Consider the following 15,063-nt stretch of genomic DNA (forward strand, 5'->3'; position numbering starts at 1 on the left):
CACACGAAGTGGGCAAGCCTGGGGGTTAGCCAAATGCCACGCCGGCAATCAGGATGATGTTGGCGTAGGGCGTGCACTCGCCCGTGCGCACGATGGCGCGGGCCCTGGCGCTGCGCTGCTTGAACTCCTCGTGCGACACGGTCTGCGGTGCGATGCCCAGCGCCTGCGGATACCAGCCGGGCAGCTGCCGGTCGGTGCCCAGCGCCTCCTCGGCCACCACGATGGCTTCGACCTGCAGCTCGGACAGCACCGCGTCCAGCACGTCGACCAGCCGCGGCACGCCGCGCGCCACGGCCAGGTCGATGCGGCGCGGGCCTGCGGGAATGGGCAGGCCGGCATCGCCGAGCACCAGCATGTCGCCGTGGCCCATCGAGGCGATCAGCTGGGACAGTTCGGCATGCAGCAAGGGCGAGCGTTTCACAGCGTGCTCCAGTCGGGGGGCAGCGGGCTTTGCCGCAGCACGGCGTCGCGCCGCGGGATGGAGGGTTGGGCGCCGGGCTGCTGGATGCACAGCGCGGCGGCGCGGATGCCCAGGCGCACCGCGTCGTCGAAGGCCTGGCCCTCGCCCAGCGCCACCGCCAGCGCCCCCAGGAAGGTGTCGCCCGCGGCGGTGGTGTCGACTGCCTGCACGGTCGGCGCAGGATGGTGGCGTGCGCCCTCGGCATCGATCGCCACCGCGCCGCGCGCGCCGAGCGTGACGACCACGCGCGCGATGCCCTTGGCACGCAGCGAACGGCCGGCGGCGGCGGCTTGCTGCGGCGTGTCGGCGGCCAGGCCGCACAGCGCCTCGGCCTCGAGCTCGTTGACCACCAGCGTGTCGATCCGCGACCACAGCGCGTCGGGGATCGGCTGCATGGGCGAGGGGTTGAGCATCACCTTGCAGCCTGCCTCGTGCGCCAGCGCGACGGCGCGCAGCACCGGCGCCATCGGCGTCTCGAACTGCGTCACCAGGAAGGCGGCGCCCTGCAGCTGCGGCTGCAGCGCGGCCTCGTCGAGTTCGACCCGGGCGTTGGCGCCGGGCACGATCACGATGCGGTTCTGGCCGCTGTCCTCGACCAGGATCAGCGCGGTGCCCGTGGCCTCGCCGGCCACGGTGCGCAGCGCGGCGGTGTCGATGCCGTCGCCTTCGAGCGCCTCGCGCAGCGCCGCGCCATGCGCGTCATCGCCCACGCAGCCGATCATCCGCACCTGGCCGCCCTGGCGCGCGCAGCTCACGGCCTGGTTCGCGCCCTTGCCGCCGGGGATGCTGGCGATCGAATGGCCTTGCAGGGTCTCGCCCGCGGCGGGCGCGTGCGGCACACGCAGCACCAGGTCCATGTTGAGGCTGCCGAGCACCACGATGCGCGGTGCGGGGTGGCTGGGGCGGGAAGAAGGCGACGGACTCACGGGATGCGGGACTTTCGGGAAGAGGTGGTGGAAGGGGCGGCGACCGGCGCGGGCACGGCCGCCTCGCGGAAACTCGCATGGCGCGCGGTCGAGCCGCGCACGCACAGCTCGGGTTGCAGCACCACCTTGCGCGCGTCGCGGCGCTGGCCGCCCACGCGCTCGAGCAGCATGTCGACCGCCAGCGCGCCGATGCGCTCCTTGGGCTGGGCCACGGTGGTGAGCGGCGGGCTGGTGTAGGCCGAGAGTTCGATGTCGTCGAAGCCCACGATCGAGATCTCGTCGGGCACGTGCACCCCGCTCTCGTGCGCGGCACGCAGCGCGCCGATGGCCATCAGGTCGTTGCAGGCGAACACGGCCGAGGGCCGGTCGGCGGTGCGCAGGATGGCGTGCATGGCCTCGTAGCCGCTCTGGCTGGTGAAGCTGCCGCGCCACAGCAGCGCGTCGGCATGCGCCGTGTCGGGCGTCGCGCCGGCCTCGGCCAGCGCCAGGCGCCAGCCTTCGATGCGCTGCTCGCTGGGCGCCACGCCCACCGGCCCGCCGATGCAGGCGATGCGCCGGTGGCCCAGCGACAGCAGGTGCCGCGCCGCGAGCAGGCCGCCCTGCATGTGCGCGGTTTCCACCAGGTCGCAGGCCGGGTCGGCGATCTCGCGGTCCAGCAGCACGGTCGGCACGCGCAGGCCGTGTAGCTGGCGCACCAGCGAGTCGTCGTCGGCCGGGCCGGTCGACACCACGATCAGCCCGTCGATGCGGCGCTCGGCCAGCACCTGCAGGTAGACGCTCTGGCGGTTCGGCTCGTCGTCGGTGTTGCACAGCACCAGCGTGTAGCCGGCGCCGAAGCAGCGATCTTCCACGATGCGCACGATCTCGGCGAAATAGGGGTTCGAGCAGTTGGGGATCAGCATCCCCAGCGTCGAGGTGGTGTTGCTCTTCAGGCTGCGCGCCATCGCGTTGGGCACGTAGCCCAGCGCGCGGATGGCGAGCTCCACGCGCTCGCGCACCGCGGGGCTCACATGGCGCGTGGCGTTGACCACGTGCGACACGGTGGTGACGGATACCCGCGCCTCGAGCGCGACGTCCTTGAGGGTGGCCATGGCGTGCCGCTTCCTTCAGGCCAGGCGGCGGTCGGCGCGGCGCTGGCGCAGCGTGTCGATGATCACGGCCACCACGATCACCGCGCCGGTGATGATGCGCTTGCTCGGCTCGCTGGCGCCCACCTGGGCCAGCCCGGCCTCGAGCACCGCGATGATCAGCACGCCGAAGAAGGTGTTGATCACCGAGCCGCGCCCGCCCATGAGGCTGGTGCCGCCGATCACCACGGCCGCGATCACCTGCAGCTCGATGCCCACGCCGGCGTTCGGGTCGGCCGCCTCGAGCCGCGCCGACTGCATCAGGCCCGCGAGCCCGGCCAGCAGCCCGGTCACGGCGAACACGACGATGCGGATGGGGCGCGGGTCCACGCCCGCCAGGCGCATCGCTTCCTCGTTGGTGCCGATACCGACCACGTAGCGGCCGAACACCGTGCGCGTGAGCACCAGCTGGCCCACCACGACCAGCACCACCGCCAGCACGAAGGCGGCGGAGATGCCGCCGATCCAGGGCGCGGCCAGGCCGGAGATCGCATCGCCCACGTACTGGGTGCGCGAGTCGGTCACCAGGTAGGCGCCGCCGCGCACGGCCTCGAGCATGCCCAGCGAGACGATGAAGCTCGGCAGCCGCCAGGCCACCGACACCGCGCCCGTGACCGTGCCGCACAGCAGGCCGGTGAGCAGGCCCAGCACCGCGGCCACGGGCACCGAGAGCTTCCATTCGAGGATCGCGGCGGCAGTGACGGCCGCGCTCAGCGCCAGCACCGAGCCCACCGACAGGTCGATGCCCGCGATGATCAGCACGAAGGTCATGCCGACCGCCATCACGGCCAGCGCCGGGATCTCGTTGGCGATCGAGAGGAAGGTGTCGCGCGTGAGGAAGTATTCGCTCATCGAGCCGAACAGCGCGATCATGCCCACGAGCACGGCCGTCAGGCCCAGGTAGGTGCCGAGCTGGCCCCGGAGGGCGGACGGCGCGGCGGGCGAAGCGGTGGCGGGGGAGGCAGCGGTCATGGTGTGTCGGCCGTGGCCGAGGAAGAAGAGGAGGCAGCGTGCCCGGTGGCATCGCTGAAGGCGGCGGCCAGCAGCGACTGCTCGCTCCACTGGCCGCGCTCGAACACCGCGACCAGCCGGCCGGCGCTCATCACGCCGATGCGGTCGCACATGGCCATCAGTTCGCGCAGGTCGCTCGAGACCATCAGCAGGGCCTTGCCGGCGTCGGTCATGCGGTCGAGTTCGGCGTACAGGTCGGCGCGCGCGCCCACGTCCACGCCGCGCGTGGGTTCGTCGAGCAGCAGCACCTTGCATTCGCGGTGCAGCCAGCGCGCGAACACCACCTTCTGCTGGTTGCCGCCGCTGAGCGTGGCCACCGGTTGTTCGATGCTGCGCGAGCGCACGCGCAGCAGGTCGACCAGGCGCTGGGCGATGCCGCGCTCTTTGGCGCGCAGCAGCCAGCCGCCGCGCGAGATCGCGCCCAGGTCGCTCAGCGTGGCATTGACGCGGATCGACTGGGTGAGCAGCAGGCCCTGCGACTTGCGGTCTTCGGTGACCAGGCCGATGCCCGCGCGGATCGCCTGCATCGGCGAGCGCCAGCCCTGGCGCGCCGGCTGCGTCGCCTGGCCGTTCTCGTACAGCGTGATCCCGCCGCGGTCCGCGCGGTCGGCGCCGAACAGCAGGCGCACGAGCTCGGTCCGGCCCGAGCCGACCAGGCCGGCCAGGCCCATCACCTCGCCGGCATGCAGGTCGAGGTCCACATCGCGCACCGCCTGGGCCCGGCCCAGGCCACGGGCGCTCAGCAGCACCGGCCCGGCGACGCGGCGCGCGCGGCCTTCGTGTTCGTGCACCGCGCGCCCGACCATGCGCTGGACCAGCTCGGCTTCGCGCACGCCGGCCATGGGCCGCACGTCGACCAGCCGGCCGTCGCGCAGCACCGCCACGCGGTCGGCGATGCGCTGCAACTCTTCGAGCCGGTGCGACACGTAGACGATCGCCACGCCGCGCGCCTTGAGCCGGTCGATCTGCTCGAACAGGTGCGACGTCTCGCGCGGCGTGAGCATCGCGGTGGGCTCGTCGAGCACCAGCACGCGCGTGTCGTCCTGCAGGTTGCGCGCGATCTCGACCATCTGCTGCTGGCCGATGCCCAGCCGGGCCACCGGCGTGGCCGGGTCGATGTGCGCCATGCCGATCTTGGCCAGCTGCAGCGCGGCCAGTTCGTGCAGCCGGCCGCGCCGGACCCAGCCGGCCTGGTGCGGCAGGCGGTCGAGCAGCAGGTTCTCGGCCACCGACAGCGTGGTGACCAGGCCCAGCTCCTGCATCACCATGCGCACGCCCAGGCGCTCGGCCTCGCGGCGCGAGCCGGGCGCGAAGGGCTGGCCGTCGAGCAGCATGCGGCCGCGCGTGGGCTGCACCAGGCCGCAGACCATCTTCGACAGCGTGCTCTTGCCGGCGCCGTTCTCGCCCGTGAGGGCCAGCACCTCGCCGGCGTTCAGCACCAGCGAGACGTCGTCGAGCACCGGCGCCGCATAGTCCTTGCCGAGCGCGCTCAGCGCCAGCACCGGGGTGGCCGTCGGGGCGGCGGGGGAGGAAGTCAAGGTGTGGGCGTCCGGTCGGCGGGCCTGGCGGCCTACTTGCTGTCCTTGGTGACCAGCACCACGTCGGTCTTCACCGCGGCCGGCATGTCCGCCTGCTTCTTCTTGTCGGCGATGGCCTTGAGCGCGGTCTCGATGCCGAACACGGCCTGCTTGGCGGCGAACTGGTCGGCGGTGGCGAGCACGCGGCCGTCTTTCAGCATCGGCTTGATGGCGCCGATGTTGTCGTAGCCCACCACCAGCACCTTGCCGGTCTTGCCCGCGGCCTTGACCGCCGCGACCGCGCCCAGCGCCATGCTGTCGTTGCCGGCCAGCAGGGCCTTGAGGTCGGGGTGCTCGCGCAGCATGCCGGCGGCCACCGTGTTGGCCTTGTCGATCTCCCACTGGCCCGACTGCACGCCCACCACCGTCACGCCGGCGGCCTTCATCGCGTCCTGGTAGCCCAGCGTGCGCTGTTGCGCATTGAAGGTGGTCGACACGCCTTCGATGATGCCGACCTTGTCGCCGGCCTTGAGTTCCTTGGCCAGCGCATCGCCCACCAGCTTGGAGCCGGCACGGTTGTCGGGGCCGACGAAGGGCACCTGGATGCCCTTTTCCTTGAGCGCCGCGGCGTCGAGCTGGTTGTCGATGTTGACCACCAGGATGCCCTTGTCGATGGCGGCCTTGATCACCGGCACCAGCGCCTTCGAATCGGCCGGGGCGATCACCAGCGCGTTGATCTTCTGCGCCACCATCTGCTCGACCATCTTGATCTGGGCCGCGGTGTCGGTTTCGTCCTTGATGCCGTTGGCGACCAGCGTGTACTCGGCGGCATGCGCCTTCTGGTGCGCCTTGGCGCCGTCTTCCATGGTGCGGAAGAACTCGTTGGCCAGCGACTTCATGACCAGTGCCACCTTGGGCTTGTCCTGGGCGAAGGCGGGCGTTCCGGCGATGGCGCCCAGGAGCGTCAGGGCGGCAGCGCTTTGCAGGGTACGGCGGGTGAACTTCATGGTCGATGTCTCCAGGGTTGGGTGAGCGGCGAGGGGCCACCGGTCTTGGCCGGGGTCGCGATCTTAGTGGACGAAAACGTTTGCGCAAACGTTTGCTTATCGGGTCAAACCCCTATGCGACAGGCGTTCCGCAGGGGCGTGCGCGGTGCGCCGAAGGGCGTGCCACCCGGGGGACACGCGGGACCGCCTAAAATCGTGGGTTACCCAAGAGGACCTCCCATGAGTTTGCAATGCGGCATCGTCGGCCTGCCCAACGTCGGTAAATCCACCCTTTTCAATGCGTTGACCAAGGCCGGTATCGCTGCGGAGAACTACCCCTTCTGCACGATCGAGCCCAACACCGGCGTGGTCGAGGTGCCCGATCCGCGGCTGGCCCAGCTCAGCCAGATCGTGAACCCCGAGCGCATCGTCCCGGCGATCGTCGAGTTCGTCGACATCGCGGGCCTGGTGGCCGGCGCCAGCACGGGCGAAGGCCTGGGCAACAAGTTCCTCGCGCACATCCGCGAGACCGACGCCACGGTGAACGTGGTGCGCTGCTTCGACGACGACAACGTGATCCACGTGGCCGGCCGCGTCGACCCGATCTCCGACATCGAGGTGATCCAGACCGAGCTCTGCCTGGCCGACCTGGCCACGGTCGAGAAGGCGCTGCACCGCCACACCAAGGTCGCGCGTTCGGGCGACAAGGACGCGCAGAAGCTGGTCGGCCTGCTCGAGCGCTGCCAGAAGGCGCTCAACGAGAACATCCCGGTGCGCGCACTGGAGTTCACCAAGGAAGAGCAGCCGCTGGTCAAGAGCTTCACGCTGATCACCGCCAAGCCCGCGATGTTCGTGGGCAACGTGTCGGAGACCGGCTTCGAGAACAACCCTTACCTCGACCGGCTGCGCGAGTACGCCGCCAAGCAGAACGCGCCCGTGGTGGCGATCTGCGCCAAGATCGAAGCCGAGCTGTCCGAGATGGACGACGAGGACAAGACCATGTTCCTGGCCGAGATCGGCCAGGACGAGCCGGGCCTGAACCGCCTGATCCGCGCCGCCTACTCGCTGCTGGGCCTGCAGACCTACTTCACCGCCGGCGTGAAGGAAGTGCGCGCCTGGACCATCCACATCGGCGACACCGGCCCGCAGGCCGCCGGCGTGATCCACGGCGACTTCGAGAAGGGCTACATCCGCGCCCAGACCATCGCCTTCGACGACTACATCGCCTTCAAGGGCGAGCAGGGCGCCAAGGACGCGGGCAAGATGCGCGCCGAAGGCAAGGACTACGTCGTCAAGGATGGCGACGTGATGAACTTCCTGTTCAGTTCCTGAGCCTTGACGCTGCGCCAAATGGGCGCCAGTGCTGCCTGAAGACGGTTGAGCCGGGCCGTCTTCTGGCATGCTCCGCCTGAAAGGGGGGCGCCTATGCGGCTCGTCAAGAATATCGGGGCGGATGGTGCGTTGGCCAGCCTGGCGCCAGCACAGGTGCAGAGCCGCGTCGACCCGGTCACCTTTCGGAGGCTGCAGTGAGCGCCGGCGAGTTTCTGCTCTATCAAACCGAGGATGGCCGCACGCGTGTGGAGTGCCGCTTCTCCGACCAGACCTTGTGGCTTTCGCAGGCGGGCATGGCGTCGCTGTTCCAGACCAGCAAACAGAATGTCGCCAAGCATCTGAAGGCCATCTTTGCGGAGGGTGAACTGAGCGTCGATTCAGTTGTCAACCAGTGGTTGACAACTGCCGCCGATGGCAAGACCTACCGGGTCGCGCACTACAGTCTCGACGCGATTCTGGCCGTCGGCTACCGCGTGCGCTCGGTGCGGGGTACGCAGTTTCGACGTTGGGCGACGGAGCGATTGGGCGAATACCTGCTCAAGGGCTTCACGATGGACGACGAGCGGCTCAAGAACCCGCCGGCCGCTGGCGTCGCGCCGCCGGATTACTTTGGCGAACTGCTTGCGCGCGTGCGCGACATTCGTGCGAGTGAGCGCCGCATGTACCTGCGGGTGCGGGAAATCTTTGCACTGGCGGCTGACTACGAGCCCAGTCTTCCAGAAACCACGCAGTTCTTTCGCATCATCCAGAACAAGCTGCACTTTGCGGTCACGGGCAAGACGGCCGCCGAACTCATCGCCGAGCGGGCTGACCACCGTCAGCCGCAGATGGGGCTGACGGCCATGCAGGCAGGCGCGGTGCGCAAGGCAGACGTGACCATCGCCAAGAACTACTTGCGAGAGGCCGAGATCGCAGAACTGAACCGCGTCGTCGTGATGTGGCTGGATTTCGCCGAAGACCAGGCAACGCGCCGAAAGCAGGTTTTCTTGAACGACTGGCAGACCAAGCTTGACGAGTTCCTGCGCTTCAACGACCGAGAGGTGCTTCCCGATGCAGGACAGGTGAGCAAGAAAACGGCAGACGCGCATGCGCAGGCCCAATACGAGCGCTTTGCCATGGAGCGCCGGAGTGAGCGCGAATCGCAGGGCGAATCCGATGCGGTGCGCGCGCTCGAACAGACGGCGCGGCAGCTCGATTCGCCACGAAGAAAGCACATGCCCGAAGAGAGAAAAAAGCCATGACGATGCCATTTCAATTCGAACCGTCTTGATTGGCCGCTTGTCGAGTTCGACGCGGCATGCGATGGTTTCTCGGGGCGTGTGGTCTGCCGCAGCCGATTCAAGGTAACTCGCCCACGCCATCCTTCGCCAAGACGCAGGGCGGTTTGGATCGACAGCTTTATCCCACATGGGCAGCAGCCCTCACTACCACCATGATCACCGTCCACCACCTGAACAACTCCCGCTCGCAGCGTGTGCTCTGGCTGCTCGAGGAGCTCGAGCTGCCCTACGAGATCGTGCGCTACGAGCGCGATCCCAAGACGATGCTGGCGCCGCCGGCGCTGCGCAAGATCCATCCGCTGGGCAAGTCGCCGGTGGTGACGACCGACGAGGGGCTGGTGCTGGCCGAATCGGGGGCCATCGTCGAGACGCTGGTGGAGCGCCACGGCCAGGGCCGGCTCGCGCCCGCCGCGGGCAGTGCGGACGCGCTGCGCTACCGCTACTGGCTGCACTATGCCGAGGGATCGGCCATGCCGCCGCTATTGCTCAAGCTGATCTTCGACCGCATCGAGAGCAGCAAGATGCCCTTCTTCGTGAAGCCCGTGGCCCGGATGATCGCGGGCAAGGCCAAGGCCGGTTTCGTGACGCCCAACCTCAAGACTCACCTGGACTTCATGGAAGGCGAACTCGGCAAGGGCGAATGGTTCGCCGGGCCTGACTTCACGGGCGCCGACATTCAGATGAGTTTTCCGGTCGAGGCCGCCAAGGCCCGCGGCGGGCTGGATGCCAGCCGGCCCCGGCTGATGGCCTGGCTCGAACGCATCCATGCGCGGCCGGCCTACCGGCGCGCGCTGGAGCGCGGTGGGCCCTACGGCCTGTTGTCCTGAGGGAAAACCCCGCCGCGCGTCAGTGCGTGGGCCAGATGTAGAGCAGCGCCACGGTCATCGTCACGTAGCGCGCGAACTTGCCGATGGCCATGTAGAACACGCAGGGCCAGAAGGGCAGCTTGAGCCAGCCGGCCACCGCGCACAGCGGGTCGCCGACCAGCGGCAGCCAGCTCAGCAGGCAGGCCTTGGGCCCCAATCGCTCGAGCCAGCCCAGCACCCGGACGTGGTGCCTGGAGTTCGAGTACTTGTCGGCCACCTTGTGGGCGCCGTAGCCCATCCACCAGTCGACCGCGCCGCCCAGCGTGTTGCCCACCGTCGCCACCGCGATGGCCGACCAGAACATGTCGGGGTTGAGGCGCAGCAGGCCGAACAGGATGGGTTCGGAACCCACGGGCACCAGCGTCGCGGAGACGAAGGCGGCGAAGAACAGCGTCGACAGCCCGTACTGCGGCAGCGCCAGAAGGGTCAGGAGAGAGTCGAGCCAGGCTTCCATTGCCACGGAGTATAGGAAGGCGCCCCACGCCGTCGTGTGGGAGCGCGCGCCGCGCGGCCTGCGCAAGAGGGGAAGCGTTAGTCCAAACGTTTCAGCCCCTGAAATGGGGCTTGGCTACAATCGTGCCTCATTTTTCAGCAGCCCCGCGCTCGCTCCCCCCTCCTTGACCACCATGCAGATCGGCCCTATCGCGCTGGAAAACCGCCTGTTCGTCGCGCCCATGGCTGGCGTGACCGACCGGCCGTTCCGCATGCTGTGCCGCGCCCTCGGCGCGGGCTATGCGGTGAGCGAGATGGTGACTTCGCGCAAGGAGCTGTGGAACACGCTCAAGACCTCGCGCCGCGCCGACCATGCGGGCGAGCCGGGCCCCATCGCGGTGCAGATCGCGGGCACCGATGCGGCCATGATGGCCGAGGCGGCGCAGTACAACATCGACCGCGGCGCGCAGATCATCGACATCAACATGGGTTGCCCGGCCAAGAAGGTCTGCAACAAGTGGGCCGGTTCGGCGCTGATGCGCGACGAGCCGCTGGCGCTGGAGATCGCGCGCGCGGTGGTCGACGCGGCAGCGCCGCACGGCGTGCCGGTGACGCTCAAGATGCGCACCGGCTGGAGTGCCGACCACCGCAACGCCGTCAAGCTGGCGCGCGACTTCGAGTCCGCCGGCGTGCAGATGCTGACCGTGCACGGCCGCACGCGCGAGCAGGGCTACAAGGGGTCGGCCGAGTACGACACCATCGCCGCCGTCAAGGCCGCGGTGCGCGTGCCGGTGGTGGCCAACGGCGACGTCACCAGCCCCGAGAAGGCGCGCGAGGTGCTGGCCGCGACCGGTGCCGACGCCGTGATGATCGGCCGCGCGGCGCAGGGCCGGCCCTGGATCTTCCGCGAGATCGCGCATTTCCTCGCGACGGGCACGCACCTTGCACCTCCGCTGGTCGCCGAGGTGCGCCGCCTGCTGCTGGATCACCTGCAGGAGCACTACGGCCTCTACGGCGAGTACAGCGGCGTGCGCACGGCGCGCAAGCACATCGGCTGGTACGTGCGGGAACTGCCCGGCGGCGAGGAATTCCGCGGCCGCATGAACGGCATCGAGGACTGCGCGCAGCAGCTGCGCGCGGTGTCCGACTATTTCGAGCAGCTGGCCGCGGGGATGGAACGCATTCCCGTGCACCGGGAGGCTGTCGAGGAGGCCGACGAAGAGGGCGCCGAGGACGAGGGAGCGGCTTCGGCCGCGCATTGAGAACACAAGAGAAGACCATGAGCAAGAAGAACATCGACGAATGCGTGAGGAACAGCCTCGACAGCTATTTCCGCGACCTGCGGGGCATCGAGCCCGACGGCATGTACGACATGCTGGTGCGGGTGGTGGAGAAACCGCTGCTCGACGTGGTGATGACCCGCGCGGAGGGCAACCAGTCCAAGGCCGCCCAGTGGCTGGGGCTCAACCGCAACACGCTGCGCAAGAAGCTGGTCGAGCACAAACTCATCAAGTAGATGCCCCCACCCCCGAAGGCATCGCGCACTGCGTGTCGCGATGCCCACCCCCCCCAAGGGGGCAACACCAGCGGCCCGGCAAAGCCGGTTCCGCGGTGTTCCTGGAATTGAAACTGCACCGTAGCACCTGAGAACCATATGGCACTGACCGCACTGATTTCCGTCTCCGACAAGACCGGCGTCCTCGAATTCGCCCAGGCGCTGCATGCGCTGGGCACCAAGCTGCTGTCCACCGGCGGCACCGCCAAGCTGCTGGCCGATGCCGGCCTGCCGGTGACCGAAGTGGCCGAGCACACCGGCTTCCCCGAGATGCTCGACGGCCGCGTGAAGACGCTGCATCCGAAGATCCATGGCGGCCTGCTGGCGCGCCGCGACCTGCCCGAACACGTGGCGGCGATCCAGGCGCACGGCATCGACCCCATCGATCTGCTGATCGTCAACCTCTATCCCTTCGAAGCCACCGTGGCCAAGGCCGGCTGCACGCTGGAGGATGCGATCGAGAACATCGACATCGGCGGCCCGGCCATGGTGCGCAGCGCGGCCAAGAACTGGAAGGACGTGGGCGTGCTGACCGACGCCTCGCAGTACGCGGTGGCGCTGGCCGAACTGAAGGCCGACGGCCAGCTCAGCGACAAGACCAAGTTCGCGTTCTCGGTGGCCGCCTTCAACCGCATCGCCGACTACGACGGCGCGATCAGCGACTACCTCTCGGCCATCGACTTCGACGCCAGCATCGGTCAGCCCGCTCCGACGCGCTCGCTGTTCCCGGCGCAGAGCAACGGCCGCTTCGTCAAGGTGCAGGACCTGCGCTACGGCGAGAACCCGCACCAGCAGGCCGCCTTCTACCGCGACCTGCATCCGGCGCCCGGCTCGCTGGTCTCGGCCAGGCAGCTGCAGGGCAAGGAACTGAGCTACAACAACATCGCCGATGCCGACGCCGCGTGGGAATGCGTCAAGAGCTTCGACGTGCCGGCCTGCGTGATCGTCAAGCACGCCAACCCCTGCGGCGTGGCCATCGGCAAGGACGCGGCCGAAGCCTATGGCAAGGCTTTCAAGACCGACCCGACCTCGGCCTTCGGCGGCATCATCGCCTTCAACCGTCCGGTCGACGGCGACACCGCCCAGGCCATCGCCAAGCAGTTCGTCGAAGTGCTGATGGCGCCGGGCTACACGCCCGAGGCGCTGGAAGTGTTTCAGGCCACCAAGGCCAAGCTCAACGTGCGCGTGCTGGAAATCGCGCTGCCCCAGGGCGGCACGAGCGACTGGGACAACGGCCGCAACGCGATGGACGTCAAGCGCGTCGGCTCGGGCCTGTTGATCCAGACCGCCGACAACCACGAACTCGCGGCCAGCGAGCTCAAGGTGGTCAGCAAGAAGCAGCCCACCCCCCAGCAGCTCGAAGACCTGCTGTTCGCCTGGAAGGTCGCGAAGTACGTCAAGAGCAACGCCATCGTGTTCTGTGCCGACGGCATGACCATGGGCGTGGGCGCGGGCCAGATGAGCCGCCTCGACTCGGCGCGCATCGCGAGCATCAAGGCCGAGCACGCCGGCCTGTCGCTGAAGAACACGGCCGTGGCCAGCGACGCCTTCTTCCCGTTCCGCGACGGCCTCGACGTGGTGGTGGACGCGGGCGCGAGCTGCGTGATCCAGCCGGGCGGCTCGATGCGCGACCAGGAAGTCATCGATGCCGCGGACGAGCGCGGCGTGGTGATGGTGCTCTCGGGCGTGCGCCACTTCCGGCACTGAACGCTTGCGCGCCTCGGCGCGCAAGCGGCCGGTGCAGGCTCAGTCCTTGAAACGGTACTTGAGCTGGAAGGTCAGCGCGCCGTACAGCCGGTTCTTGATCGTCGGCACGTAGGCGATGTTCAGCCCCCAGTTCTTGCCCTCGATCGCCGCGGTGGGGATCAGGGCCGGGAACCAGTTGCCGTTGCGGTAGTTGGGGTAGCCGTCGAAGCCGCCGACCACGGCGCCCAGCCGCACGCCGTAGACCTCGAAGGGCAGCACGTACAGGCCCAGGTAGTTCGACTGCCGGCGGTCGCTGTTGTGGAAGGTGCCGGCCGTGAGCCGGTAGACGTCGCTCAGCGGGTACTCGAAGCCCAGGCCGTAGTTGGAATTCTCCAGGCCCTTGTTGCTGTCGAAGTGCGCCGAGTAGAAGCCCGGGTTGATCCAGATCTCCTTCGGGTCGAAGGACTGCGCACATGCCAGGCCGGGCAGGAGCAAGGCCCCGAGGAGAGCACTCGACACCGGGAACATGCGCAGGGGATTCATGGTCAGGAAATGTGGCTGAAGATCTGGCGTGCAGCTTCGATGGTGGCAGCGATGTCCTCGTCGCTGTGGGCAGCGCTCACGAAGCCGGCCTCGTAGAGCGCCGGTGCAATGTACACGCCGCGATCGAGCAATCCGTGAAACAGCGCGTTGAATTTCGCGTTGTCGGTGGTCATCACGGTGCCATAGTTTTGTGGCTTGTCCTTCATCAGGTAGAAGCCGAACATGCCGCCTTCGCTGTCGACGTTGAAGGCCACGCCTTCGGCATCCGCCGCGGCTTTCAGGCCTTCGACCAGCGTGCGCGTCTTGGCCGACAGCGCCTCGTAGAAGCCGGGCTTGGCGATCTCCTTGAGCGTCGCCAGGCCGCAGGCCGTGGCCACCGGGTTGCCCGACAGCGTGCCGGCCTGGTAGACCGGGCCCAGCGGCGCGAGCTGTTCCATGATGGCGCGCGGTCCGCCGAAGGCCGCCAGCGGCATGCCGCCGCCGATCACCTTGCCCAGCACCGTGAGGTCGGGCGTGATGCCCAGCACGCCCTGCGCGCCGTGCAGGCCCACACGGAAGCCGGTCATCACTTCGTCGAACACCAGCAGCGCGCCGTGCTGCGTGCAGAGCTCGCGGCAGCGCCGGGCGAATTCGGGCGTGGCGCGCACGAAGTTCATGTTGCCCGCGATCGCTTCGATCATCAGGCAGGCCATGTCCTTGCCGTGCAGCGCGAAGGCTTCCTCGAGCTGGGCGATGTTGTTGTACTCGAGCACGATCGTGTGTTGCACCGCTTCGGGCGGTACGCCGCCCGAGGTCGGGTGGCCGAAGGTGGCCAGGCCCGAGCCGGCCTTGACCAGCAGCGCATCGGCATGGCCGTGGTAGCAGCCCTCGAACTTGATGATGTGCTTGCGGCCGGTGGCGCCGCGCGCCAGGCGCAGCGCGCTCATCGCGGCCTCGGTGCCCGAGCTCACGAGCCGCACCATCTCCATCGACGGCACCAGCGCGAGGATGGCCTCGGCCAGCTCGATCTCGCGCTCGGTCGGTGCGCCGTAGGAGAAACCTTCGAGCACGGCCTTCTGCACCGCCTCGACCACCGCCGGGTGGCCGTGGCCCAGGATCATCGGGCCCCAGGAACCGATGTAGTCGATGTAGCGCTTGCCGTTGGCGTCCCAGAAGTAGGCGCCCTGCGCGCGCTGGATAAAGCGCGGCGTGCCGCCCACGGCCTTGAAGGCGCGCACCGGCGAGTTCACGCCGCCGGGGATCACGGCGCTGGCGCGTTCGAAGAGGGTCTGGTTGTTGTCGGTGGTCATGTCTTGCCTAAGGTTCGATGGGGGCCCGTGGCCGGGGACACGGTGGAACCGGC

General features: G+C 68.7%; 15 protein-coding genes. 6 read left to right on the forward strand and 9 right to left on the reverse strand.

The genetic code is table 11. From position 1 onward, the window contains the following. Positions 1–25: 25 nt before the first annotated feature. From rbsD to K0H49_RS14545, 6 genes are read right to left on the reverse strand one after another with little or no spacing between them, the layout of a single operon-like run. A complete protein-coding gene (gene rbsD / locus K0H49_RS14520) occupies positions 26–421 on the reverse strand; it encodes a D-ribose pyranase (protein ID WP_219213709.1) in 396 nt (131 codons plus the stop codon). Further along, positions 418–1,386, reverse strand: a complete 969-nt coding sequence (gene rbsK / locus K0H49_RS14525) for a ribokinase (RefSeq protein ID WP_219213712.1) — start codon at positions 1,384–1,386, stop codon at positions 418–420. The genes rbsD and rbsK overlap by 4 nt, the downstream gene beginning before the upstream one ends. After that, positions 1,383–2,477 carry a LacI family DNA-binding transcriptional regulator gene (locus K0H49_RS14530; RefSeq protein WP_219213715.1) on the reverse strand — a complete coding sequence of 365 codons (1,095 nt, stop codon included), beginning with the start codon at positions 2,475–2,477 and terminating at the stop codon, positions 1,383–1,385. Before K0H49_RS14530 ends, rbsK begins: the two co-directional genes overlap by 4 nt. Positions 2,478–2,492: 15 nt before the next feature. Continuing rightward, positions 2,493–3,485: an ABC transporter permease gene (locus K0H49_RS14535; protein WP_219213718.1), complete on the reverse strand. Its 993-nt coding sequence runs from the start codon at positions 3,483–3,485 to the stop codon at positions 2,493–2,495. Further along, positions 3,482–5,062: a sugar ABC transporter ATP-binding protein gene (locus tag K0H49_RS14540; RefSeq protein WP_219213721.1), complete on the reverse strand. Its 1,581-nt coding sequence runs from the start codon at positions 5,060–5,062 to the stop codon at positions 3,482–3,484. The genes K0H49_RS14535 and K0H49_RS14540 overlap by 4 nt, the downstream gene beginning before the upstream one ends. Before the next feature lie 32 nt (positions 5,063–5,094). Continuing rightward, positions 5,095–6,048, reverse strand: a complete 954-nt coding sequence (locus K0H49_RS14545; protein WP_219213725.1) for a sugar ABC transporter substrate-binding protein — start codon at positions 6,046–6,048, stop codon at positions 5,095–5,097. 219 nt (positions 6,049–6,267) lie between these two features. Between K0H49_RS14545 and ychF the strand changes: the two genes are divergently transcribed. The 3 genes from ychF (at position 6,268) to K0H49_RS14560 (ending at position 9,466) form a co-directional block, all read left to right on the forward strand. Continuing rightward, positions 6,268–7,359 (forward strand): redox-regulated ATPase YchF, encoded by a 1,092-nt coding sequence (ychF, locus tag K0H49_RS14550; protein ID WP_219213727.1) that lies wholly within the window; start codon positions 6,268–6,270, stop codon positions 7,357–7,359. A 194-nt stretch (positions 7,360–7,553) separates the two neighbouring features. Continuing rightward, complete coding sequence (locus K0H49_RS14555; protein WP_374122360.1) at positions 7,554–8,600, forward strand: virulence RhuM family protein; 1,047 nt, start codon at positions 7,554–7,556, stop codon at positions 8,598–8,600. 191 nt (positions 8,601–8,791) lie between these two features. Next, positions 8,792–9,466 carry a glutathione S-transferase gene (locus tag K0H49_RS14560; protein ID WP_219213729.1) on the forward strand — a complete coding sequence of 225 codons (675 nt, stop codon included), beginning with the start codon at positions 8,792–8,794 and terminating at the stop codon, positions 9,464–9,466. A 19-nt stretch (positions 9,467–9,485) separates the two neighbouring features. Here the strand turns inward: K0H49_RS14560 and K0H49_RS14565 are convergent, their stop codons facing one another. Next, on the reverse strand, positions 9,486–9,959 hold the full coding sequence (locus tag K0H49_RS14565) for a YqaA family protein (protein WP_219213731.1): 474 nt from the start codon (positions 9,957–9,959) through the stop codon (positions 9,486–9,488). A 172-nt stretch (positions 9,960–10,131) separates the two neighbouring features. Here K0H49_RS14565 and dusB point away from each other — a divergent pair, with 172 nt between their 5' ends. From dusB to purH, 3 genes are all read left to right on the forward strand, one after another. Beyond that, complete coding sequence (gene dusB, locus K0H49_RS14570) at positions 10,132–11,199, forward strand: tRNA dihydrouridine synthase DusB (RefSeq protein WP_219213733.1); 1,068 nt, start codon at positions 10,132–10,134, stop codon at positions 11,197–11,199. Between the two features lie 17 nt (positions 11,200–11,216). Then, positions 11,217–11,453: a Fis family transcriptional regulator gene (locus K0H49_RS14575; protein ID WP_183027280.1), complete on the forward strand. Its 237-nt coding sequence runs from the start codon at positions 11,217–11,219 to the stop codon at positions 11,451–11,453. Between the two features lie 138 nt (positions 11,454–11,591). Next, a complete protein-coding gene (gene purH / locus K0H49_RS14580; protein WP_219213735.1) occupies positions 11,592–13,199 on the forward strand; it encodes a bifunctional phosphoribosylaminoimidazolecarboxamide formyltransferase/IMP cyclohydrolase in 1,608 nt (535 codons plus the stop codon). 39 nt (positions 13,200–13,238) lie between these two features. Here purH and K0H49_RS14585 read toward each other — a convergent pair whose 3' ends face one another. Next, positions 13,239–13,721: a hypothetical protein gene (locus tag K0H49_RS14585; RefSeq protein WP_219213737.1), complete on the reverse strand. Its 483-nt coding sequence runs from the start codon at positions 13,719–13,721 to the stop codon at positions 13,239–13,241. A gap of 2 nt (positions 13,722–13,723) precedes the next feature. Further along, positions 13,724–15,010: a glutamate-1-semialdehyde 2,1-aminomutase gene (gene hemL, locus K0H49_RS14590; protein WP_219213739.1), complete on the reverse strand. Its 1,287-nt coding sequence runs from the start codon at positions 15,008–15,010 to the stop codon at positions 13,724–13,726. Between the last annotated feature and the right edge of the window lie 53 nt (positions 15,011–15,063).

The sequence above is a fragment of the Variovorax boronicumulans genome, assembly GCF_019352895.1.
Taxonomy (GTDB): Bacteria; Pseudomonadota; Gammaproteobacteria; order Burkholderiales; family Burkholderiaceae_C; genus Variovorax; species Variovorax boronicumulans_A.

Excerpts from the sequence above, each read along its gene's own strand:
- K0H49_RS14545 (WP_219213725.1), bottom strand. The coding sequence starts at position 6,048 with ATGAAGTTCACCCGCCGTACCCTGCAAAGCGCTGCCGCCCTGACGCTC.
- hemL (WP_219213739.1), bottom strand. The coding sequence starts at position 15,010 with ATGACCACCGACAACAACCAGACCCTCTTCGAACGCGCCAGCGCCGTG.
- dusB (WP_219213733.1), top strand. The coding sequence starts at position 10,132 with ATGCAGATCGGCCCTATCGCGCTGGAAAACCGCCTGTTCGTCGCGCCC.
- purH (WP_219213735.1), top strand. The coding sequence starts at position 11,592 with ATGGCACTGACCGCACTGATTTCCGTCTCCGACAAGACCGGCGTCCTC.
- K0H49_RS14585 (WP_219213737.1), bottom strand. The coding sequence starts at position 13,721 with ATGAATCCCCTGCGCATGTTCCCGGTGTCGAGTGCTCTCCTCGGGGCC.
- K0H49_RS14575 (WP_183027280.1), top strand. The coding sequence starts at position 11,217 with ATGAGCAAGAAGAACATCGACGAATGCGTGAGGAACAGCCTCGACAGC.
- K0H49_RS14535 (WP_219213718.1), bottom strand. The coding sequence starts at position 3,485 with ATGACCGCTGCCTCCCCCGCCACCGCTTCGCCCGCCGCGCCGTCCGCC.
- ychF (WP_219213727.1), top strand. The coding sequence starts at position 6,268 with ATGAGTTTGCAATGCGGCATCGTCGGCCTGCCCAACGTCGGTAAATCC.
- K0H49_RS14565 (WP_219213731.1), bottom strand. The coding sequence starts at position 9,959 with ATGGAAGCCTGGCTCGACTCTCTCCTGACCCTTCTGGCGCTGCCGCAG.
- K0H49_RS14530 (WP_219213715.1), bottom strand. The coding sequence starts at position 2,477 with ATGGCCACCCTCAAGGACGTCGCGCTCGAGGCGCGGGTATCCGTCACC.
- K0H49_RS14560 (WP_219213729.1), top strand. The coding sequence starts at position 8,792 with ATGATCACCGTCCACCACCTGAACAACTCCCGCTCGCAGCGTGTGCTC.